The 20,173-nt window shown below is 63.2% G+C and carries 19 protein-coding genes and 2 tRNA genes; 12 read left to right on the plus strand and 9 right to left on the minus strand.

Annotation, left to right across the window (positions count from 1 at the left end; genetic code table 11):
• Nucleotides 1-485: 485 nt before the first annotated feature.
• The 7 genes from VI26_RS00865 to tgt form a co-directional block, all read right to left on the minus strand.
• Nucleotides 486-1,307 (minus strand): MBL fold metallo-hydrolase, encoded by an 822-nt coding sequence (locus tag VI26_RS00865; RefSeq protein WP_048407843.1) that lies wholly within the window; start codon nt 1,305-1,307, stop codon nt 486-488.
• Between the two features lie 3 nt (nt 1,308-1,310).
• Complete coding sequence (gene mutL, locus VI26_RS00870) at nt 1,311-3,212, minus strand: DNA mismatch repair endonuclease MutL (RefSeq protein ID WP_048407844.1); 1,902 nt, start codon at nt 3,210-3,212, stop codon at nt 1,311-1,313.
• 210 nt (nt 3,213-3,422) lie between these two features.
• Entirely contained in the window at nt 3,423-4,067 is a 645-nt protein-coding gene (locus VI26_RS00875; RefSeq protein WP_039756039.1) for a DedA family protein, read from the minus strand.
• A gap of 81 nt (nt 4,068-4,148) precedes the next feature.
• Complete coding sequence (secF, locus tag VI26_RS00880; protein ID WP_048407845.1) at nt 4,149-5,084, minus strand: protein translocase subunit SecF; 936 nt, start codon at nt 5,082-5,084, stop codon at nt 4,149-4,151.
• Nucleotides 5,085-5,093: 9 nt separating this feature from the next.
• Nucleotides 5,094-6,941 carry a protein translocase subunit SecD gene (gene secD / locus VI26_RS00885; protein ID WP_048407846.1) on the minus strand — a complete coding sequence of 616 codons (1,848 nt, stop codon included), beginning with the start codon at nt 6,939-6,941 and terminating at the stop codon, nt 5,094-5,096.
• Between the two features lie 68 nt (nt 6,942-7,009).
• Nucleotides 7,010-7,336 (minus strand): preprotein translocase subunit YajC, encoded by a 327-nt coding sequence (yajC, locus tag VI26_RS00890; protein WP_043633815.1) that lies wholly within the window; start codon nt 7,334-7,336, stop codon nt 7,010-7,012.
• Nucleotides 7,337-7,465: 129 nt separating this feature from the next.
• On the minus strand, nt 7,466-8,581 hold the full coding sequence (gene tgt, locus VI26_RS00895; protein WP_048407847.1) for a tRNA guanosine(34) transglycosylase Tgt: 1,116 nt from the start codon (nt 8,579-8,581) through the stop codon (nt 7,466-7,468).
• Nucleotides 8,582-8,741: 160 nt separating this feature from the next.
• On the opposite strand from tgt, the gene VI26_RS00900 reads away from it, so the two are divergent.
• The 11 genes from VI26_RS00900 to VI26_RS00950 all read left to right on the plus strand — a co-directional run bounded on the left by VI26_RS00900 (nt 8,742) and on the right by VI26_RS00950 (nt 17,076).
• Nucleotides 8,742-8,818, plus strand: a tRNA-Val gene (locus VI26_RS00900).
• A gap of 175 nt (nt 8,819-8,993) precedes the next feature.
• Nucleotides 8,994-10,895: a threonine--tRNA ligase gene (gene thrS / locus VI26_RS00905; protein WP_048407848.1), complete on the plus strand. Its 1,902-nt coding sequence runs from the start codon at nt 8,994-8,996 to the stop codon at nt 10,893-10,895.
• A 41-nt stretch (nt 10,896-10,936) separates the two neighbouring features.
• Nucleotides 10,937-11,461 carry a translation initiation factor IF-3 gene (gene infC / locus VI26_RS00910; protein WP_081556240.1) on the plus strand — a complete coding sequence of 175 codons (525 nt, stop codon included), beginning with the start codon at nt 10,937-10,939 and terminating at the stop codon, nt 11,459-11,461.
• Between the two features lie 166 nt (nt 11,462-11,627).
• The gene (gene rpmI, locus VI26_RS00915) at nt 11,628-11,825 is read left to right on the plus strand and encodes a 50S ribosomal protein L35 (protein WP_048407849.1); all 198 of its coding nucleotides are present in this window, start codon (nt 11,628-11,630) and stop codon (nt 11,823-11,825) included.
• Between the two features lie 13 nt (nt 11,826-11,838).
• On the plus strand, nt 11,839-12,198 hold the full coding sequence (gene rplT / locus VI26_RS00920; RefSeq protein WP_019103240.1) for a 50S ribosomal protein L20: 360 nt from the start codon (nt 11,839-11,841) through the stop codon (nt 12,196-12,198).
• 154 nt (nt 12,199-12,352) lie between these two features.
• Nucleotides 12,353-13,336, plus strand: a complete 984-nt coding sequence (gene pheS, locus VI26_RS00925; RefSeq protein ID WP_048407850.1) for a phenylalanine--tRNA ligase subunit alpha — start codon at nt 12,353-12,355, stop codon at nt 13,334-13,336.
• Nucleotides 13,337-13,357: 21 nt separating this feature from the next.
• Entirely contained in the window at nt 13,358-15,715 is a 2,358-nt protein-coding gene (gene pheT, locus VI26_RS00930) for a phenylalanine--tRNA ligase subunit beta (RefSeq protein ID WP_048407851.1), read from the plus strand.
• A gap of 71 nt (nt 15,716-15,786) precedes the next feature.
• Nucleotides 15,787-16,089 carry an integration host factor subunit alpha gene (locus VI26_RS00935; protein ID WP_048407852.1) on the plus strand — a complete coding sequence of 101 codons (303 nt, stop codon included), beginning with the start codon at nt 15,787-15,789 and terminating at the stop codon, nt 16,087-16,089.
• Entirely contained in the window at nt 16,070-16,423 is a 354-nt protein-coding gene (locus VI26_RS00940) for a MerR family transcriptional regulator (RefSeq protein WP_019103244.1), read from the plus strand. Before VI26_RS00935 ends, VI26_RS00940 begins: the two co-directional genes overlap by 20 nt.
• Nucleotides 16,424-16,453: 30 nt before the next feature.
• A tRNA-Pro gene (locus VI26_RS00945) sits at nt 16,454-16,530 on the plus strand.
• Nucleotides 16,531-16,776: 246 nt separating this feature from the next.
• Nucleotides 16,777-17,076 carry a putative quinol monooxygenase gene (locus VI26_RS00950; protein WP_048407853.1) on the plus strand — a complete coding sequence of 100 codons (300 nt, stop codon included), beginning with the start codon at nt 16,777-16,779 and terminating at the stop codon, nt 17,074-17,076.
• Here VI26_RS00950 and VI26_RS00955 read toward each other — a convergent pair.
• Both VI26_RS00955 and VI26_RS00960 read right to left on the minus strand, forming a co-directional pair.
• Nucleotides 17,073-18,653 (minus strand): hypothetical protein, encoded by a 1,581-nt coding sequence (locus tag VI26_RS00955; RefSeq protein WP_048407854.1) that lies wholly within the window; start codon nt 18,651-18,653, stop codon nt 17,073-17,075. The two genes, VI26_RS00950 and VI26_RS00955, sit on opposite strands and share 4 nt — an antisense overlap.
• A gap of 11 nt (nt 18,654-18,664) precedes the next feature.
• Nucleotides 18,665-19,231, minus strand: coding sequence for a GNAT family N-acetyltransferase (locus VI26_RS00960; protein ID WP_048407855.1), 567 nt, complete (start codon nt 19,229-19,231; stop codon nt 18,665-18,667).
• Nucleotides 19,232-19,323: 92 nt separating this feature from the next.
• On the opposite strand from VI26_RS00960, the gene VI26_RS00965 reads away from it, so the two are divergent.
• Nucleotides 19,324-20,088 (plus strand): helix-turn-helix domain-containing protein, encoded by a 765-nt coding sequence (locus tag VI26_RS00965; RefSeq protein WP_048407924.1) that lies wholly within the window; start codon nt 19,324-19,326, stop codon nt 20,086-20,088.
• Nucleotides 20,089-20,173: the final 85 nt, after the last annotated feature.

The following is a 20,173-nucleotide window of genomic DNA, read 5'->3' on the forward strand; positions in this document are numbered from 1 at the left end:
TTCTTGGAAAAAGGCGGGGCGGAAGGCCGGCGCGGCGCGCCGACTTGTATTCAAGTTGTATTAAAGTTGTATGTAAGTGGTATTGGGCTTAAGCATGTGAACAGAAATGCTAATGACGCACCTGTTCTTTTTTTCAGGTGCGTTTGTCGTGGTCTCTGCTAGCGACGAGGCCTTGGTCGGAAGAGGAAATGTCTGGAATGCGCGCCGCAACTGGCGCAACGGGCCGAGAGGCCTGGATCGTGCTCCACCTTAGTGCGGCGCAGCAAACGAGGGCTTGCGGCGGGATGTGAATAATGACTTTGGCGCGCGATTGTGGCGCGCGCGTCAGCGTTTAGCGTCTCAGAATCGGTTCAACGTCTCGCGAGCTAGCGCGAGGCAAGGCGAAAACGAGCGAAAAAGTGGAATGTACAGGTGGTAGATGAGCATTTTGAGCTCGTACTCACCGTGCAAGGTTTCACGACGCGCAGCGGATCGTAAACAGGTTCTTAGTCGAAGCTGAAGCGGCTGCCGGCGGCTATGCCTTGCTGGCCGGCCAGCGCGTGGCGGGCGTAGCCGGTGCAGTGGCAGGCGTGCAGGCGTTCGGCGTCCAGGCGCTGGAAATAGCGGCGCGTCTGCCAGACGCGCCACGGATTGGCCCTGCGCAGGTGGAAACCGCCTATCACCGCGCGGACGCGCGGCTCGGCGCAAACTTCGCGCGCGTAGTCGACGATGTGGCGGATGCCGGAATGGGCGCAGCCGCTGAAGATGATCAGGCCTTGCTCGCTGTGGTAGACCAGGGCCGAGTCGTCGGCCACCGGGTCCGGCCGGTGGCCGCGCGCGTCCAGCAGCCGGCCCAGGGTGCCGCGGCCCTCGGCGTGGCGTTGCCGCGGAATCTGGCCGAGGAAGACATAGCGGTCGGCGAAGGCGTGCGGCCCAGCGTGCAGCTGCAGCTTAAAGCTGGCTTGCAGATCGGCTTCGTTCAGCGGCGAGCCCAGCTTGCGTAGCGTGATCGGCCCCAGCCGCGCTTCGCGCGCTCGGAAAGCTCCAGGATGGGCCAGCAGCGGCAGCGGCGCAGCCGCGCGCTCGCGCAGCAGTCGGCTTAAGGCCGGCAGGCCGCCGCTGTGGTCGTAATGGCCGTGCGACAGCACCACCCGGCTCAGCGTGGCGAGGTCGACGCCCAGCCGGCTGGCGTTGTATAGCAGCGCGTCGCTGCGGCCGGTATCGAACAGGATGCGTTCTTCGCCGTCCTCGATCAGCAAGGCCAGGCCGGCTTCGGCGATCAAGTCCGGGCGCAGGCTGTGGTTTTCCGCCAGTACGGTCACGCGCATCGCTTATTGTCCGCGCATGAACAGCTTGTCCAGCTCGCGCATGGACAACCGGGTCCAGGTGGGACGGCCATGGTTGCACTGGCCGGAGCGCTCGGTGGCTTCCATATCGCGCAGCAGCGCGTTCATTTCCGGCAGCGTCAGCTGGCGGTTGGCGCGCACCGCGCCGTGGCAGGCCATGGTGGCGAGCAGCTCATTGCGGCGCTCGGTCAGCACCTGGCTGAGGCCGAACTCGCGCACATCCTTCAGCACCGCGCGCGCCAGGTCCACCGGGTTGCCGTCCTTCAGCCACACCGGCACGCCGCGCACCGCGATCTGGGTGGGGGACAGCGGCGCCAGTTCCATGCCCAGCCGCTTCATGTCCTCGCCGTGCTCGTGGGCGGTGGCCACTTCCATGCGGTCGGCGGCGAAGGACACTGGCAGCAGCAAGGGCTGCATCGGGATGGTGTCGGCTTCCAGCGCGGTCTTCAGTTGCTCGTAGACGATGCGTTCATGGGCGGCGTGCATGTCCACCAGGATCAGCCCGTCTTCGCACTGGCTGAGGATGTAGACGCCGTGCAGCTGCGCCAGCGCGAAGCCCAGCGGCGGAATGCCGTCCGCGCTTTGCGGCAGCGCGGCGACGCGCTGCGGCGGCAGGCTGTATTCCACCGGCGCCGGCGCGGCGGGCTGGGCGCGTTCTTCCTCGCGCAGGCCGCCGAACAGCTTGTCGTAAATGCCGGTGGCCTCCCTGGCCACGTGCAGCGGCATCGCCTGCTGCTGGTAGCGGAAGGCGGGCTGGGACGCGGCCTGGCCGGAGGAGGGCGCGGCGGAGCGGTTGAACGGCTTGTCGAACAAGGGCGCCGATTCGCCCTGGGCCAGCGCCGGGCTGGCCGGCGTTTCGCCGTCCGCGTCGGCGATCTGAACGGTGGGCGCGGCGCCGGCGGTGGTGCTGGCCAAGGCCTTGTGCACGCTGTGGAACAGGAATTGGTGGATGGCCTGCGATTCGCGGAAGCGCACCTCGATCTTGGTCGGGTGTACATTGACGTCGACGCCGGACGGCTCCATGGTCAGGAACAACGCGTAAGCCGGGTGGCGATCGTGGTGCAGCACGTCGCGATAGGCTTGGCGCAGCGCGTGCAGCGCGGTCTTGTCGCGCACGAAGCGGCCGTTGACGTAGAAGTACTGAGCGTCGCGGCTGGCCTTGGAATACGTGGGGGAGGCGACGAAGCCGCTGAGCGTCAGCGGGCCGGCGGCGGTGTCGATCTCGATGGCGGCGGCGACGAAGTCCTTGCCCAGCATCGCGGCCACGCGCTCGGCCAGGCTTTGCGCCGGCAGGCGCCAGATCACCTTGCCGTTGTGGCGCAACATGAATTCCACATGCGGATGCGCGAGCGCGATGCGCTCGAAAACGGCTTCGCAGTGCGCGTATTCGGTGTTCTCGCTTTTCAGGAATTTGCGCCGCGCCGGGGTGTTGAAATAGATGTCCACCACTTCGACGCTGGTGCCGGGCGCGTGGGCGGCCGGCTCCACCGGGTGCAGCGAGCCGTCGATGGCGATGACTTGATGGGCGTGCTCGGCGTCCGGCGGCCGGCTGACCAGGGTCAGCCGCGACACCGAGGCGATGCTGGCGAGGCCCTCGCCGCGGAAGCCCAGCGTGGCGACGTTTTCCAGGTCGTCCAGCGAGGCGATCTTGCTGGTGGCGTGGCGGTCCAGCGCCAGCGCCAGGTCTTCCGCCACGATGCCGCCGCCGTTGTCGGTGACGCGCAGCAGCTTGATGCCGCCCTGGGCCAGGTCCACCGTGATCTTGGACGCGCCGGCGTCCAGGCTGTTTTCCAGTATTTCCTTGAGCGCGGAGGCGGGGCGTTCCACCACTTCGCCGGCGGCGATCTGGTTGACGAGGTGGTCGGGCAGGCGTTGGATGCGTGTCATGGGCGGCGTTGGGGCGTGATGTCAAAGCAAAAGGCCGCGCGAAGAGCCTGTCAATGTCTGCTGCGCGTCGGCGATACGGCGTTGAAATCGTCTTCAGAATGCTTATGTACTGTCTGTACACTCCGCTTCTTCAGCCGTTTTCGCCTTGTCTCACCTTAGCTCGCGAGACTTTGAACAGGTCTTGGGCGGCCTTGTCGATTCTACTACGGATCAGCCGCGGGCGGCCGCGCGCTTGTGGCGCCAGATCTCGATCAGTCCCGGCAGGAAGGAGACCAGGATGATGCCGAAGATCAGCAGTTCCAGGTTCTTGCGCACGAAGGGCAGGTTGCCGAAGAAATAACCGGCGTAGGTGAAGCCGACCACCCAGGCGATGGCGCCGACCACGTTGTAGCGCAGGAATTGCGGGTAGTGCATCTTGCCGATGCCGGCGACGAAGGGCGCGAAGGTGCGCACGATGGGCACGAAGCGGGCGAAGATGATGGTCTTGCCGCCGTGGCGCTCATAGAAGGCGTGGGTGCGGTCCAGGTATTGCGGCTTCAGGATGCGGGGGAATTTCTCGAACAGCTTCATGCCGACATTGCGGCCGATGGCGTAATTGGTCGCGTCGCCAAGGATGGCGGCGACGATGAGGAGCAGCACCAGCAAGTGCGGATTCATCTGGCCCATGGCCGCCAGCGCGCCGGCGACGAACAACAGCGAATCGCCGGGCAGGAAGGGCGTGACCACCAGTCCGGTTTCGCAGAACACGATCAGGAACAGGATGGCGTAGATCCAGGGGCCGTAGGCGGCCACCAGCTGGGACAGATGGGTGTCGATGTGCAGGATGAAGTCGATCAGGAAAGTGATGGCTTCCATGGTGTCGTTGCGCTCGGTCTGGGGGTGCTTGGGTTGAAAGTAGTACTGGCCGGACAAGCCGGCCAGCGTTTGGAGAAGTGATCAGACGACCGCTTCTTCTTTTGGTTTCACCGGCTTGATCATATGTTCGCGCTTCACGCCCAGCCACAGGGCGATCGGGCTGGCGACCAGCACCGAGGAGTAAATGCCGAACACGATGCCTATGGTCAGCGCCATCGCGAAGCCGTGCAGCGCCGGGCCGCCGAACAGCAGCATCGACACCACCATCATCTCGGTGGAGAAGTGGGTGATGATGGTGCGGCTCATCGTGGCGGTGATGGCGTTGTCGATGACTTCGGCGACGCTGTGGCCCTTCATGCCCGGCTTGCGGAAGTTCTCGCGAATCCGGTCGAATACCACCACCGATTCGTTCACCGAGTAGCCCAGCACCGCCAGGATGCCGGCCAGCACGGTCAGCGAAAACTCCCAGCGGAAGAAGGCGAAGCAGCCCAGGATGATCACCACATCGTGCATATTGGCGACGATGGCGGCGATGGCGAAGCGCCACTCGAAGCGAACCGCCAGATAGATCATGATGCCCAGGCACACCAGGATGGTGGCGGTCAGGCCGTGGGTCACCAATTCCTCGCCCACGCTGGGACCGACGAAGTCGACCTTGCGCAGCTGCACTTGCGGATCGCCGGCCTTGAGCATGCCCATGACCTTGTCCGACAGCTGGGCGGAGGTCACGCCCGGCTTGTTGGGCAGGCGTATCATCACGTCGCGGCTGCTGCCCAGGCTCTGCACCGTGGATTCGCCCAGCTTCAGCGCGTCCACCTTGTCGCGGATGGCGCTCAAGTCGGCGGACTGCTGGTACTGGACTTCCAGCACGGTGCCGCCGGTGAACTCGACGCTATAGTTCAGGCCGCGGGTGGCCAGGAAGAACACGGCCAGGATGAAGGTCACCAGCGAAATGGCGGTGGTGAGCCGGCCGTAGCTCATGAACGGGATGTCCCGTTTGATGCGGAAAAGCTCCATGTCCGGTCCTTATCCTTTGTTTTCCGGTTTCCACACCTGGCCGATGGCCAGCGTGGTCAGTTTGCGGCGGCGGCCGTACCACAGGTTGACCAGGCCGCGGGAAACCACCACCGCGGAGAACATCGAGGTCAGGATGCCCAGGCAGTGCACCACGGCGAAGCCGCGCACCGGGCCGGAACCGAAGATCAGCAGCGCGAGGCCGGCGATCAGCGTGGTGACGTTGGAGTCCAGGATGGTGTGCCAGGCATGGCTGTAACCGGCCTGGATCGCCGAATGCGGCGGCACGCCGTTGCGCAGTTCCTCGCGGATGCGTTCGTTGATCAGCACGTTGGCGTCGATGGCCATGCCCAGCGCCAGCGCGATGGCGGCGATGCCGGGCAGGGTCAGCGTGGCCTGAATCATCGACAGCAGCGCCAGCAGCAGGAAGACGTTGATCGCCAGCGACAGCGCGGAGAACACGCCGAATACGCCGTAGTACAGGATCATGAACGCGGCGATGGCGGCAAAGCCCCACAGCGTGGAGTGGAAGCCTTTCTCGATGTTTTCCTGACCCAGGCTCGGGCCGACGGTACGTTCTTCGACGATGTTCATCGGCGCGGCCAGCGAGCCGGCGCGCAACAGCAGCGCGGTGTCGTTGGCTTCGGCCGGGTTCATGCTGCCGGAGATCTGCACGCGGCCGCCGCCGATTTCGGAGCGGATCACCGGCGCGGTGACCACTTCGGCGCGGCCTTTTTCCACCAGCACCATCGCCATGCGCTTGCCGATGTTCTCGGCGGTCACCTGGCGGAAGATGGAGGCGCCGGCGGAGTCCAGATTGATGTGGACGGCGGGCGCGCCGTTTTCATCAAAGCCGGCCTGGGCGTCGTTGATATTGTCGCCGGTCAGCTCCACGTCCTTGCGCACCAGGATCTTCTGCACGCCGCGGGAGGAGGCTTCGTCCAGCAACTCGTAGCCGGCCGGCACATTGCCGGCCATCGCGTCGGCCATCTTGCTCGGGTCGTCTTCCACCATGCGCACTTCCAGCGTGGCGGTGCGGCCGATGATGTCCTTGGCGCGGGCGGTGTCCTGGATGCCGGGCAGCTGCACCACGATGCGGTTCGGGCCGTTCTGCTGGATGATGGGCTCGGAGGTGCCCAGCTCGTTGACGCGGTTGTGCAGCGTGGTGATGTTCTGCTTGACCGCGTCGCTCTGGATTTTGGTGATTTCTTCCGGTTTCAGGGTCAGCGTCAGCCGGTAGCTGCTGTCGTCGCTTTTCACGGTGAGCGAGGGCAGGGTGCGATACACCACGTCCTGAGCGGATTTCAGCGTGTCGGCGTCGCGCAGCTGCACTTCCAGCGCATTGCCGTTGCGCTTGATCGCGCCATAGCGGACTTTCTTGTTCTTCAACTCGCGGCGCAGGTCGCCGGCGTAGCGTTCCATCGTCTTGTCGGTGGCGGCCTTCATGTCCACTTCCAGCAGGAAGTGCACGCCGCCGCGCAGGTCGAGGCCGAGGAACATCGGATGCGCCTTCAGGCTGCTCAGCCAGGCGGGGGAGGCGGACAGCAGGTTCAGCGCGATGATGTAGTTATCGCCCAGCGCGTGCTGGATGGCGTCGCGCGCCTTCAACTGGGTGTCGGCGTCCTTGAAGCGGACTCGCAGGCTGGTGCCGTCCAGGAACAGGCCGTCGGGAGAGATGTTCTGCGCCTTCAGCGCCTCTTCCACGCGCGTCATCACGGCGGTGTCCACCGGAATGGATTGGCGCGAGCTGGAGACCTGGACCGCGGGAGTCTCGCCGTAGAAATTGGGTAGCGTGTAGATCGCGGAAAGGATCAGGGCCACCGCAATGACGAGGTATTTCCAAAGAGGGTAGCGGTTCATGTTTTAGTTCGGGAAAAGAAAATGAACCGGCCACCGGCAGCGGGCTGCGGTGGCCGTCGGCTGAATCCTTACAGCGACTTCAGCGTGCCTTTTTCCAGCTTGGCGGAAACCGAGCCGCGCTGAACGGTGATTTCGACGCCGTTGGCGATTTCCAGGGTCAGGAATTGTTCGCCGATCTTGGCCACGCGGCCGACGATGCCGCCCTGGGTGGCGACTTCATCGCCCTTCTGGATTTCCGACAGCATCTTTTGATGCTCTTTCATGCGTTTCTGCTGCGGGCGAACCATCAGGAACCAGAACAGCACGAAGATGGCGATCATGGGCAGGAAACCCATCAGGTCGAAACCTCCAACTGCGGCGCCGGTGTTGGCGAAGGCGGGGCTGATAAAGGACATCAAACTACTCCCTTAGATATATTTGTTATGGCTGGTCGAAATAAACGGACCATTGTAGCCATGCTGGTCCGCTTTTTCCAATGCTTGCAACGGTCAGGCCTGTGACAGGCCGACCGTGCGGGTGGTTCCTCAGTTGACGCCGCGGGCGCGCTTGGCGGCGAACTCCAGGCGGAAGTCCTCGAAGCGGTCTTCCTCGATGGCGCGGCGCATCTGGCGCATCAACTCCTGGTAATAGTGCAGGTTGTGGATGGTGTTGAGGCGGGCGCCAAGGATTTCGCCGACGCGGTGCAGATGATGCAGATAGGCGCGGCTGAAGTTGCGGCAGGCATAGCATTCGCACTCTTCGTCCAGCGGCTTCTTGTCGTCCTTGTAGCGCGCGTTCTTGATCTTGACGTCGCCCCACTGGGTGAAGATCCAGCCGTTGCGCGCATTGCGCGTCGGCATCACGCAGTCGAACATGTCCACGCCGTTCGCCACGCCATGCACCAGGTCCTCCGGCGTGCCCACGCCCATCAGATAATGCGGCTTTTCCGCCGGCAGCATGTCCTTCAGCTCGGTCAGCATCCGGTACATTTCCGGCTTGGGCTCGCCCACCGACAGGCCGCCGATGGCGATGCCGTCGAAGCCGACCTGCATCAGCCCTTCCAGCGATTCCTGGCGCAAATCGGTATAAAGGTTGCCTTGCACGATGCCGAACAGCGCGTTCGGGTTTTTCAGATCGTCGAAGGCGCGGCGCGAGCGCTCGGCCCAACGCAAGCTCATCTGCAGCGACTTCTGCGCGGTGGCGTGGTCCACTTGGCCCGGCGTGCATTCATCCAGCTGCATCACGATGTCGGAGTTGAGCACGGTCTGGATCTGCATCGAGATTTCCGGGCTCAGGAACAGCTTGTCGCCGTTGATCGGGCTTTGGAAGGTGCAGCCTTCCTCGGTCAGCTTGCGCATATCGGACAGACTGAACACCTGGAAGCCGCCGGAATCGGTGAGGATGGGCTTGTCCCAGCCGATGAACTCGTGCAGGCCGCCGAACTGCTCGACGATTTCCAGGCCCGGGCGCAGCCACAGGTGGAAAGTGTTGCCCAGAATGATCTGGGCGCCGATGTCGTTCAGCTCGACCGGGCTCATCGCCTTGACCGAGCCGTAAGTGCCCACCGGCTGGAACACCGGCGTCTCCACGGTGCCGTGGTTCAACTCCAGCGTGCCGCGCCGCGCGCCGCCGGAGGTTTTGTGTACGGTAAACTTCAGCATGATTCGGGGATTGCTCTGGTATGTTTGTTTAGCAAAATCAGCCGGCTAGTATACCGTAAGCCGCGCCGGCTGGGGTTTTGTCGCGGTTTTGCTTGTAACGGGGATGAAAAAAATGCTTGCCAAGAGGGATGGGCTTGTTTAGTATTCGCAACTCGACGACAGGCACGTAGCTCAGCTGGTTAGAGCACCACCTTGACATGGTGGGGGTCGTTGGTTCGAGTCCAATCGTGCCTACCAAAATTCAAACGCATGGAGCGTTACAAGTGTACAACTTGCGAACTACCACAACCCGAAATTCTCACGCTAGCTGAGCCTTGCGGGTTGTTCCATGCGAAAAAAGTGCGGCTCAGGCCGCACTTTTTTTTTATCCTTCGCTTTCTAAAAATTTCTCTCTCGCCTTGTTGGAGTTGACATGCCAGACATTCGCTTGCCGGACGGCTCGATCCGTTCGTTCGATAAACCGGTGACGGTTCATGAAGTGGCTGCGTCCATCGGCGCCGGGCTGGCGCGCGCGGCGCTGGCCGGTCGCGTCGACGGCGCCTTGGTGGACACTTCCCACACCATCGCTCGCGATGCCGATCTGGCCATCATCACCGACAAGGACGCGGACGGCCTGTCCATCATCCGCCACTCCACCGCCCACTTGCTGGCGTACGCGGTGAAGGAGCTGTTCCCGGAAGCCCAGGTCACCATCGGGCCGGAAATCGAAAACGGCTTCTACTACGATTTTGCCTATAAGCGCCCGTTCACGCCGGAAGACCTGGCCGCCATCGAAAAGAAAATGGCCGAGCTGGCGAAGAAAGACATCCCAGTGGAGCGTTACGAGCTGCCGCGCGACGAGGCCATCGCCTACTTCAAGAGCATAGGCGAGGCCTATAAGGCCGAGATCATCGAGTCCATCCCGCAGGGCGAAGTGCTGAGCCTGTACCGCGAAGGCGAATTCACCGACCTGTGCCGCGGCCCGCACGTGCCGTCCACCGGCAAGCTCAAGGTGTTCAAGCTAATGAAGGTGGCCGGCGCTTACTGGCGCGGCGACAGCAAGAATGAAATGCTGCAGCGCGTCTACGGCACCGCCTGGGCCAAGAAGGAAGACCTGGACGCCTATCTCTATATGCTGGAAGAGGCGGAAAAGCGCGATCATCGCAAGCTGGGCGTGCAACTGGATCTGTTCCACCTGCAGGACGAGGCGCCGGGCATGGTGTTTTGGCATCCCAAGGGCTGGCAGTTGTGGCAGAGCGTCGAGCAATACATGCGCGACAAGCTGAACCGCGAAGGCTATAAGGAAATCCGTACCCCGATGATGATGGACGCCCATCTGTGGGAGCGCTCCGGTCACGCCGCCAACTATCGCGAAAACATGTTCATCACCGAATCGGAAAAGCGCGACTACGCGGTCAAGCCGATGAACTGCCCGGGCCATGTGCAAGTGTTCAACAGCGGCCTGCGTTCTTATCGCGACCTGCCGCTGCGCTATGCCGAATTCGGTTCCTGCCATCGCAACGAACCGTCCGGCGCGCTGCACGGCATCATGCGCGTGCGCGGCTTCGTGCAGGACGACGGCCACATCTTCTGTACCGAAGACCAGATCAACCAGGAGGCCAAGGACTTCCACCGCCTGGTGATGGAAGTGTACGAGCGCTTCGGTTTCGACAAGGTGGCGATCAAGCTGGCGCTGCGCCCGGAAAAACGCATCGGTGAAGAATCGACCTGGGACAAGGCCGAGGAAGGCATGCGCGAAGCGCTGCGCGCCTGCGGCGTGGAGTGGGAAGAACTGCCGGGCGAGGGCGCGTTCTACGGTCCCAAGATCGAGTATCACATCAAGGACGCGCTGGGCCGCTCCTGGCAGTGCGGCACCCTGCAGCTGGACTTCATGCTGCCGGAGCGTCTGGACGCCGAATACGTGGCCGACGACAATAGCCGCAAACGGCCGGTGATGCTGCACCGCGCGGCGTTGGGTTCGCTGGAGCGCTTCCTTGGCATCCTGATCGAAAACCACGCCGGCGCCTTCCCCTTGTGGCTGGCTCCGGTGCAGATGGTGGTGATGAATATCACCGAAGCGCAGGCCGAATACGCGGCCAATGTGGCCGCCAAGCTGCGCGAACAAGGCTTCCGCGTTGATCTCGACTTGAGAAACGAGAAGATCGGCTATAAAATTCGCGAGCACAGCCTGCAAAAGTTGCCGTATCAGATCATCGTCGGCGACAAGGAGAAGGCTGGCGAGTTGGTTGCTGTACGCTCCCGCGGGGAAGACCTGGGGCAGCTTACGCTGGATGCGCTGATTGCGCGCCTCAAGGCTGAGATGCCTGGGGCCTGATTCCGGCGACGGCAGGCATTGAGTTTAGATTAATAGGAGATTTGGCTATAGCTCAGGAACGCGAAGCACGGATCAACGGCGAGATTACCGCCCGTGAAATCCGTCTGGTAGGTAAGGAAGGTGAGCAGATTGGTGTTGTCAGTCTGCGTGAGGCGATGGCTCTTGCCGAAGAGGGCGATGTGGATCTGGTGGAGATTTCCCCGACCGCGCAACCTCCGGTGTGCAAGCTGATGGACTACGGCAAGTACAAGTACGAGCAGTCCAAGAAGCGTCACGAAGCCAAGCAGAAGCAGAAACAGGTTCAGATCAAGGAAATCAAGTTCCGTCCGGGTACCGACGACGGCGACTACAACGTCAAGTTGCGCAACTTGACCCGATTCCTGGCTGACGGCGACAAGGCCAAGGTCACCCTGCGCTTCCGCGGTCGTGAGATGGCCCACCAGAACATCGGTTTGGAGTTGCTTAAGCGTGTCGAAGCCGATTTGTCCGAAATTGCGGTTGTTGAGCAGTTTCCCAAGCTTGAAGGCCGCCAGATGGTAATGATGATTGCGCCGAAGAAGAAATAATCGGTATAATCATCACCTTGACACGGCAGGGTTCGCTCTGCCGTGTTGATTTTGTAGGTCGGCAACGATCTGCCCAAAAGCGTGACGCGATGGTTTTTGAAGCGTTTCCAGCCTGGCTGGCAACCACCTCGCGTCTAATCTAATCAAAATTCAGCAGGAGCAGTCCATGCCGAAAATGAAGACCAAGTCGAGCGCGAAAAAGCGTCTCAAAGTACTGGGTGGTGGTGGTTTCAAGCGTGCACACGCCTTCAAGCGTCACATCCTGACCAAGAAGACCACCAAGAGCAAGCGCCAATTGCGCGGCACCTCCATGGTGGACGCAACCAATGTGGCCTCTGTTCGCGCCATGATGCCCTACGCTTAAGGAGACCTGAAATATGCCACGCGTAAAACGCGGTGTAACCGCACGTGCTCGTCACAAGAAAATCCTCGCACTGGCGAAAGGCTATCGCGGCCGCCGGAAGAACGTCTATCGCATCGCCAAACAGGCGGTGATGAAAGCCGGTCAATACGCCTACCGTGACCGTCGTCAGAAAAAGCGTCAGTTCCGTCAACTGTGGATCGCTCGTATCAACGCAGCCGCTCGCGAGAACGGCCTGCCGTACAGCAAATTCATGAATGGTCTGAAAAAAGCCTCCATCGAAATCGACCGTAAGGTCCTGGCCGACCTGGCCGTGTTCGACAAGCCGGCTTTTGCCCAGATCGTCGAAAAGGCGAAAGCAAGCCTCGCTGCTTAATCGCCCGGACGGATCAAAAGGGAGGCAATCTTGCCTCCCTTTTTTTTGATGCGGCCCGGCCGCAGGCATGATTCACCATCAAGATGGTTGGCCAGACTCGTCCGAGCCCTGGGCGCGTGTGGCCAGCTTTCTTTCGCATACGGTGTGGAACACGATGAACAACGTTGACGCGATTCTCCAATCCGGCCAGGCCGCGCTAGCGGCGGTGACCGATCTCATTGAACTGGAGCAGGTCAAGGCCCGCTATCTGGGCAAGAGCGGCGAGTTGACCGAACTCCTGAAACAGCTGGGCAAGCTGCCCGCCGAAGAGCGCAAGGCCGCCGGCGCCACCATCAATGTGGCCAAGCAGGCGTTCGAAGCCGCGCACAAGCAGCGCTTCGAGCAATTGAACGCCGCCAAGCTGGCAGCGCAACTGGCCGCCGAGGCGCTGGACGTGACCCTGCCGGGCCGCGGCAGCGCGGGTGGCGGATTGCATCCGGTGGCGCTGACGCTGGAACGCATCGCCGGCCTGTTCCGCACCATGGGCTTCGAAGTGGCGGACGGTCCGGAGATCGAAACCGATTTCTACAATTTCCAGGCGCTGAACATCCCGGAAAACCACCCCGCGCGCGCGATGGCCGACACCTTCTACGTGGAAGGCGGCGATGTGCTGCGCACCCATACCAGCCCGATCCAGGCGCGCTTCATGATGGACAATCAGCCGCCTATCAAGATCGTGGCTCCGGGCCGGGTATATCGCGTCGATTCCGACGCCACCCATTCGCCGATGTTCCATCAGATGGAAGGCCTGTGGGTGGAAGAGGGCGTGTCCTTCGCCGATCTCAAGGCGGTGGTCACCGACTTCCTGCGCCGCTTCTTCGAGCGCGACGACCTGCAAGTGCGCTTCCGTCCGTCCTTCTTCCCGTTCACCGAACCGTCGGCGGAAATCGACGTGCTGGGAGAACGCGGCTGGCTGGAAGTGGGCGGCTGCGGCATGGTGCACCCCAATGTGTTGCGCAATGTCAACATCGACCCGGAGAAGTACACCGGCTTCGCCTTCGGCATCGGCCTCGATCGTTTCGCCATGCTGCGCTACGGCGTCAACGACCTGCGGCTGTTCTTCGAGAACGACCTCAACTTCCTGAGACAGTTCAACTGATCGCGTACGGAGCCGAATACTATGCAATTTTCCGAACAATGGCTGAGAAGCTGGGTTAATCCGTCGCTGAGCACCGACGAGCTGTCCTACCTGCTGACCATGGCGGGCCTGGAAGTGGAAGAAGTCAACGCCGCCGCGCCGGCCTTCAGCGGCGTGGTGGTGGCCGAAGTCAAGGAAGTGGCCAAGCACGAAAACGCCGACCGCCTGCGCGTGACCAAGGTGGACGTGGGCAGCGGCGAGCTGGTGCAGATCGTCTGCGGCGCGCCCAATGTCGCCGTCGGCCTGAAAGTGCCGTGCGCCTTGCCCGGCGCGGTGCTGCCCGGCGATTTCAAGATCAAGCCGACCAAGATGCGCGGCGTCGAGTCCAACGGCATGCTGTGTTCCGGCAAGGAACTGGGCGTGCCGGACGACGCCGACGGCCTGCTGCTGCTGCCGGCCGACGCGCCGGTAGGGCAGAGCATCCGCGACTACCTGGGTCTGGACGATCAGCTGTTCACGCTGAAGATCACTCCCAACCGCGCCGATTGCCTGTCCATCCGCGGCATCGCGCGCGAAGTGGCGGCCTTGACCGGCGCCGAGCTCGCGCCGGTGGCCATTCCCGCCGTCGCGCCGCAGATCGACGACGCGCTGGCGGTAGCGATAGCGGCCACGCCGGCCTGCGGCCGCTACCTCGGCCGCGTGGTCAAAGGCGTCAATGCAGCCGCCGCCACGCCGGAATGGATGCGCCGCCGCCTGGAGCGCGCCGGCCTGCGTTCGATTTCCGCCGTGGTCGACATCACCAATTACGTATTGTTGGAACAAGGTCAGCCCATGCACGCCTTCGACCTGGCCAAGCTGGACGGCGGCATCGCCGTGCGCATGGCCAAGGACGGCGAAGAGCTGCTGTGCCTGAACGAAAAAACCGTCAAGCTCAACGCCGGCCATATGGTGATCGCCGATCAGACCAAGGCGCTGGCGCTGGCCGGCATCATGGGCGGCGAACATAGCGGCGTGACCGTCGCCAGCCGCGATATCTTCCTGGAAAGCGCGTTCTTCGCGCCGGAAGCGATTGCCGGCAAGGCGCGCGAATTCGGCTTTGGTTCGGATTCCTCCTTCCGCTACGAGCGCGGCGTGGACTTCCAGCTACAGCGCGAAGCGATGGAGCGCGCAACCGGTCTGGTGCTGGAGATCTGCGGCGGTCAGCCCGGTCCTATCGTCGAGGAAACGGCGGAACTGCCGCGGCGCGGCGAAGTCAAGCTGCGTGTGTCGCGTTGCGCCAAGCTGCTGGGCGTGACGCTGAGCAGCGAACAGATCGGCGACATCCTGAGCCGTCTGGGTCTGACGCACAGCCTGGACGGCGATGTCTTCACCGTGGCGGCGCCGTCCTTCCGCTTCGATATCGCGATCGAGGAGGACTTGATCGAGGAAGTGGCACGAGTTTATGGTTACGACGCGATTCCGTCCGACGCGCCGCGTTCCGGCATGCGCATGTTGGCGCAGCGCGAAGAACTGCGTCCGCGCGATCAGATCCGTCATCTGCTGGCGGCCCGCGATTATCAGGAAATCGTCAGCTATGCTTTCGTGGACGAGGCCTGGGAACGCGATTTCGCCGCCAATGAGCAGCCGGTGCGCCTGATCAACCCGATCGCCTCGCAGATGAGCGTGATGCGCTCCACGCTGATCGGCGGCTTGGTCGACGTGCTGGTGGGCAATATCAACCGCAAGCAGCCGCGCGTGCGGGTATTCGAAGTGGCGCGCGTGTTCAAGAAATCCGCCGACTGGTTCGATCAGCCGGAAAAAGTGGCCGGCCTGGCCTGGGGGCCGCGCCTGCCGGAGCAATGGGGCGTCAAGGCCGAGCGCGTCGATTTCTTCGATGCCAAGGCCGATGTCGAGGCGCTGCTGCATCCGCAGCAGGCCAGCTTCCGCAAGGCCGAACATCCGGCCTTCCATCCGGGGCGTTGCGCCGAAGTGCTGGTGAACGGCCTGGTGGTGGGCGTGATCGGTGAACTGCATCCCAAGTGGGCGCAGCAATACGATCTGCCCAGCGCGCCGGTGTTGTTCGAGCTGGACCTGGCCGTGGTGGAGGCGCGGCAGCCCATCAAGGCGCAGCCGGTCAGCAAGTTCCAGGCGGTGCGCCGCGATCTGGCGCTGGTGGTGGACGAGGCGGTGGAAACCGCCCAGTTACTGGCCTGCTTCGCCAAGCACAGCGGCGCCATCGTCAGCGAAGTGGCCTTGTTCGACGTTTATCGCGGCAAAGGCGTGGCGGAAGGCAAGAAGAGTCTGGCCTTCCGCGTGCTGTTGCAGGACAATAGCCGCACTCTGACCGACGAAGACGTGGAGCCGGCGCTAAGCGCCTTGCTTGACGGCGCCGCCGCCGAGTTGGGCGCTCAGCTGCGCTGAGTTTGAGCATGGAGCCCGGCGCTTGCGGCGGGCTCTGCAATGATTAGAATATTGATGTGTGAGAGGGTGACATGACTTTGACCAAGGCTGAGTTGGCCGACATGCTGTTTGACCAAGTGGGTCTGAACAAGCGGGAAGCCAAGGACATGGTTGAATCGTTTTTTGAGGAAATCCGTCTGGCGCTGGAATCCGGCGATTCCGTCAAGCTGTCCGGTTTCGGCAATTTCCAATTGCGCGACAAGCCGCAGCGCCCGGGCCGCAATCCCAAGACCGGGGAAGAGATTCCCATCACCGCGCGCCGTGTGGTAACGTTCCATGCTAGTCAGAAACTCAAGGGAATGGTCGAGCAATTCCATGCCAACAAGCAAGGCTGATCTGCCGTCGATACCGTCCAAGCGTTATTTCACCATCAGCGAAGTCAGCGAGCTCACCGGCGTCAAGCCGCATGTGCTGCGCTATTGGGAGCAGGAATTCTCCCAGCTGCGCCAGGTGAAGCGCCGTGGCAACCGCCGCTACTACCAGCACCATGAGGTTTTATTGGTCAGGCGTATTCGCGGGCTGTTATATGACGATGGTTTTACCATCCACGGCGCACGCCAGCGCCTGGGCGCAGACGGTCAGGAAGTGCGTCCGGCAACGGCCCAGGAGGTTAGGACCGAGCTGGAGGCAATTTTGGAATGGCTTGATTCAGGGCTTGGCAAAAATTAAAAAGCAGTTTAGAATACGTTTCTCTCGAGTCGGGGCGTAGCGCAGCCTGGTAGCGCACCTGCATGGGGTGCAGGGGGTCGGAAGTTCGAATCTTCTCGCCCCGACCAAAGAATTCCAATAGAATCAAATATTTAAAGCTCTGCATTTGCAGGGCTTTTTTTATTTTCATCGGTCTTGCGGGACTTTTGCGGGGATTCCCCTTCAATCACCCCGCCTCCTTAAGTCCGTCCTCACTTTCTTTTGGCCCGTTCATTCGCTTGTCTATCCGCCGCCGCGAACCATTTTCCTTGTCGCTTGCCGTAATCTAGCCGCGTGCGCGTCGCGCGCGGCGTAAGTTCGACAGAGAGGATGCCATGCTGCATGTTGTTGCCGTGATCACCGCCCAGCCGGGCCAGCGCGCCGCGGTATTGCGCGAGTTGAATGCCATCGTGCCTGAGGTGCGCCTGGAGGAGGGCTGCATCGAATACGGCCCGGCCCTGGATCATGAGGATTCGCCGCGGCCTTTCGGCGCGGACAGCCTGGTGGTGCTTGAAAAGTGGGAAAGCAAGGCGGCGCTGGACCAACATCTAGCCGCGCCGCCGCTGCTCGCCTTCATCGCCGCGACCGAGGGCATGGTGGCCAGCCTGGCCGTGCATGTGCTGAATCCGGCCTAGCCGGCGCTCGGCGCCTCAATCGGCAAGTTCTGCAATTCGCTGTTGAAAAAGCTGCGCTCGCCGCGGCGCAAGGAGGGCAGTTGCGCCTGCAGACGAGCGAGCGCGTCGGCGGCCTCCGGGCCGGCGCCTTGTTCGTGCAGCAGGAACCAGGCGGCCTCCAGCAATAGATTGGCCTGCTGCAAGGGTGTGAAGGCGGTATTGCCGGCCGCCTGCTCCTCCAGCGCCAAGGTCGCCGCCGAGGACCAGCGGCTGAAGCCCTTGGCTGGCGATAGCGAGGCGTGCAAGGGGCGCAAGGCCAGCACCACTTCGGGCAGCGCCAGCGGCTGTTGGGCGCGGAAGCTTGCCAGGCTGCGCGAGCGCTGCGGCGAGCAGTTGCCGCGCGCGATGCGCAGCATGAAGATCAGATTCCAGGCCGAGCCGCTGCCATAGCCGAAGCGGTCGCAAATCCACTCCGACAATCCCAGCCAGCGCATTGCCTGCAGTTGCACCGCGTTTATCGCCTGCTCCCGTTCCGGGTCTATCAGCCGCTGTTGCCAGAACAGCCACATGCACCAGCCGATATTGGCGGCGACGTGTTGGGCGGCGTCGATGGAGTCCGCCTCGTAGGCCGCTTCCAGCGCGCCGTTCAACGCCCGCAGCGCGGCTGCGGCCTCGCCCTGACGGTAGGCCGGTTCGGCTTTGCCGGTAGCGGCATGCTTGTGCAGCAGTGCCAGCAGGTTCAGACATTCGAAACGCACGCGCGGGTTGTAACGGAACACCGGCTGCAATTCCGGCGCGGTCTGCAAATGCTCCAGCGCGGCGCGCGCGGCGCTGGTATCGCCCTGGGTATAGCGTTCCCAGGCCTTGACGATGCAGGCCATCGCGGCGAAGGTGGGCTGGGCGCTGTGAACGCTGCCGGCGTCCAGGATGCGGTCCAGCCGTTTCAGCGCGCTGCGGCTGCCTTCCAGTTGCGCGCTGCGGCGCCAGGCCAGGCTTTCCTTCATCAGGGCCAACGCCTGCTGGAAATCGTCGCCGGCGCAGAGCCGTGCCGCATGGAAGGACTCCGCCACCTGGCGGCTGGGGCGGCGGCCGAAGCCATCATGCTCATCGCGGATCGCCTGCGCCATCTGTTGCCAGAAACCCATGTCCCGCATCAGATGAGACCAGCCGCCGGGCTGATCGGCGCCGGTAGCCGACGGCCGGCGCAGGCCAAGGAAGTGTTCCAGCCAGTCGCGCTCCACCTCCGCGCCCTCGGCCAGCAGGCGCAGCCGTCGCGCGCCGTCGGCGCTCAGCCAGAACGGGCCGCGGCTGCGTCCGTTCCGCGCCAGCGTGGCGATGGGCTGCTCGCGCGCGGCGCCCCAGCCCACTTCCACGCCCCAGCGCGCGAAATCGGCGAAGGCGCGTGAAACCAGCATGCGGATATTGTCTTGGCCGGGGAAGCCGAGCCGCAGCGCCGCCGCCGGCAGCGTGCCGTCGCCATGGCGGTGAGCGTGCCAGAGCCGGGCCAGCAGCCACACGGACTGCGCGCGGGCCGGCTGGCCGTTCACGCGGCAGGGCGAAGACAGCTCGACGTCGATGTGGGTGGGCGCTTCGCTCATGAGGGCTGGCCTTACCACAGTGTGTCGATGGCGCCCGGATAGAGCGCGATCTCGCAGCGCTCGAAGCGGGCCGCCAGCCGCTTGGCCTCGGCGCTGAAAAAGCAGGCCATGACTGCTTTGTCGAACCGGCTGCTGGCAAGCGGCGCCTCCGGCGTGCCTCCCAGTAGCACCGCGCCGGGCAGTTCCTGCCAGCCGCAGGCCTGGTAGAAACGGCGCAAGGGCCGGTCGCAAGTGAAGATGCCCAGGTCGGCGCCATTGGCCTGCATGGTTTCGCGCGCGCTGGCGGCCAGCAGACGGCCCAGGCCGCGGCTGCGGTCCTCGGGCTGGGTCACCATGCAACTGATGCCGCTGGCGCGGAATTCCGCGTCGGCATGGCGCAGGGATTTGCTGAGGATGTCCAGCGCCGACAGCACCCGGCCGTTTTCCACCAGCAAAAGTGACAATGGCGATAGCGCCGGATCATGGATGGCTTGCAGGCCGGGCGCAGCGTCGCCGGGCCAGGCCAGCTGTTGCAGCGCCAGCACCTGGTCGCGCAGTTCGGCGGGCACTTCCGCTTCGGGGAAGATCAGAATCTCCATCGGCTGGCTCTCCTCGCAAGGGACGGGTATGGTCAACGCTATATGATAACAGCCGCCAACGCAGCGGGAGAGGGACAGACATGGCGGACATGATGACTGAGCCGCAAGCGGGCTGGGACGCAGAGAGCCGCGCGACGTGGGAGGTGGCGCGGCGTTATCACGAGTGTTGGCGCGCGCGCGACGCGGAGGCTGCGCTGGCCTTGTTTCATCCGGAAATCGAATACTGCGACTTCTATCGCAATCTGACGCTGGCTCACGCCGACTTGCCGGCCTACCTGGCCGAAAGCATGCCGCATGGCGGCAAGGAGAGCTTGCGCCACACCGACCGCATCCGCGTGGACGGCGACACCGCCTTCATTCAATACCGCTATGTGATCCGCCTGGCCTCCAGCGGCAAGCTGGTCGGCTTTCAAGGCGGCGAGGCGATCCAAGTGCGCGACGGGCTTATCATCGCCGTGCGCGAATACTGCACGCCGGTGCGTTTGAGCGGGGAACGGGCCGGCGATCGAATTGGCTTGAACCCGCAGCGGCTGGCGCGGCTATTGGCGGATTTGCAGGCTTATTTCGCCGAACAGCGGCCCTATCTGGATTGCGAGCTGAGCCTGGGCCAGGTGGCGCAGGCCACCGGCTACACCCGTAACCAGATTTCCCACGCGCTGAACCAGGCGCTGGGCCTGAGTTTCTACGCCTGGCTCAATCAGCAGCGCATCCGCCATTTGCTGGCGCAGCCGCGACAACCGTCCGGCCCGCTGCAAATGGCCTTCGCCGTCGGCTTCAAGTCCGCCTCCACTTTCTACAAGGCCTTTCGTCTGGAAACCGGCACCACGCCGCAGCGCCACTTCTCCGCCGATTCCTAGCGGTCCCGCGCGCATGACGCGGCGCGCGCGCCGGCTTAGTCTGTTTGGGTTCGTCCCCTGAGCGGGGCGTTGCCAAGGAGAGCGC

Source organism: Chromobacterium sp. LK1 (assembly GCF_001043555.1).
GTDB lineage: Bacteria > Pseudomonadota > Gammaproteobacteria > Burkholderiales > Chromobacteriaceae > Chromobacterium > Chromobacterium aquaticum.

Excerpts from the sequence above, each read along its gene's own strand:
- VI26_RS00865 (WP_048407843.1), bottom strand. The coding sequence starts at position 1,307 with ATGCGCGTGACCGTACTGGCGGAAAACCACAGCCTGCGCCCGGACTTG.
- mutL (WP_048407844.1), bottom strand. The coding sequence starts at position 3,212 with ATGACACGCATCCAACGCCTGCCCGACCACCTCGTCAACCAGATCGCC.
- VI26_RS00875 (WP_039756039.1), bottom strand. The coding sequence starts at position 4,067 with ATGGAAGCCATCACTTTCCTGATCGACTTCATCCTGCACATCGACACC.
- secF (WP_048407845.1), bottom strand. The coding sequence starts at position 5,084 with ATGGAGCTTTTCCGCATCAAACGGGACATCCCGTTCATGAGCTACGGC.
- secD (WP_048407846.1), bottom strand. The coding sequence starts at position 6,941 with ATGAACCGCTACCCTCTTTGGAAATACCTCGTCATTGCGGTGGCCCTG.
- yajC (WP_043633815.1), bottom strand. The coding sequence starts at position 7,336 with ATGTCCTTTATCAGCCCCGCCTTCGCCAACACCGGCGCCGCAGTTGGA.
- tgt (WP_048407847.1), bottom strand. The coding sequence starts at position 8,581 with ATGCTGAAGTTTACCGTACACAAAACCTCCGGCGGCGCGCGGCGCGGC.
- thrS (WP_048407848.1), top strand. The coding sequence starts at position 8,994 with ATGCCAGACATTCGCTTGCCGGACGGCTCGATCCGTTCGTTCGATAAA.
- rpmI (WP_048407849.1), top strand. The coding sequence starts at position 11,628 with ATGCCGAAAATGAAGACCAAGTCGAGCGCGAAAAAGCGTCTCAAAGTA.
- rplT (WP_019103240.1), top strand. The coding sequence starts at position 11,839 with ATGCCACGCGTAAAACGCGGTGTAACCGCACGTGCTCGTCACAAGAAA.
- pheS (WP_048407850.1), top strand. The coding sequence starts at position 12,353 with ATGAACAACGTTGACGCGATTCTCCAATCCGGCCAGGCCGCGCTAGCG.
- pheT (WP_048407851.1), top strand. The coding sequence starts at position 13,358 with ATGCAATTTTCCGAACAATGGCTGAGAAGCTGGGTTAATCCGTCGCTG.
- VI26_RS00935 (WP_048407852.1), top strand. The coding sequence starts at position 15,787 with ATGACTTTGACCAAGGCTGAGTTGGCCGACATGCTGTTTGACCAAGTG.
- VI26_RS00940 (WP_019103244.1), top strand. The coding sequence starts at position 16,070 with ATGCCAACAAGCAAGGCTGATCTGCCGTCGATACCGTCCAAGCGTTAT.
- VI26_RS00950 (WP_048407853.1), top strand. The coding sequence starts at position 16,777 with ATGCTGCATGTTGTTGCCGTGATCACCGCCCAGCCGGGCCAGCGCGCC.
- VI26_RS00955 (WP_048407854.1), bottom strand. The coding sequence starts at position 18,653 with ATGAGCGAAGCGCCCACCCACATCGACGTCGAGCTGTCTTCGCCCTGC.
- VI26_RS00960 (WP_048407855.1), bottom strand. The coding sequence starts at position 19,231 with ATGGAGATTCTGATCTTCCCCGAAGCGGAAGTGCCCGCCGAACTGCGC.
- VI26_RS00965 (WP_048407924.1), top strand. The coding sequence starts at position 19,324 with ATGACTGAGCCGCAAGCGGGCTGGGACGCAGAGAGCCGCGCGACGTGG.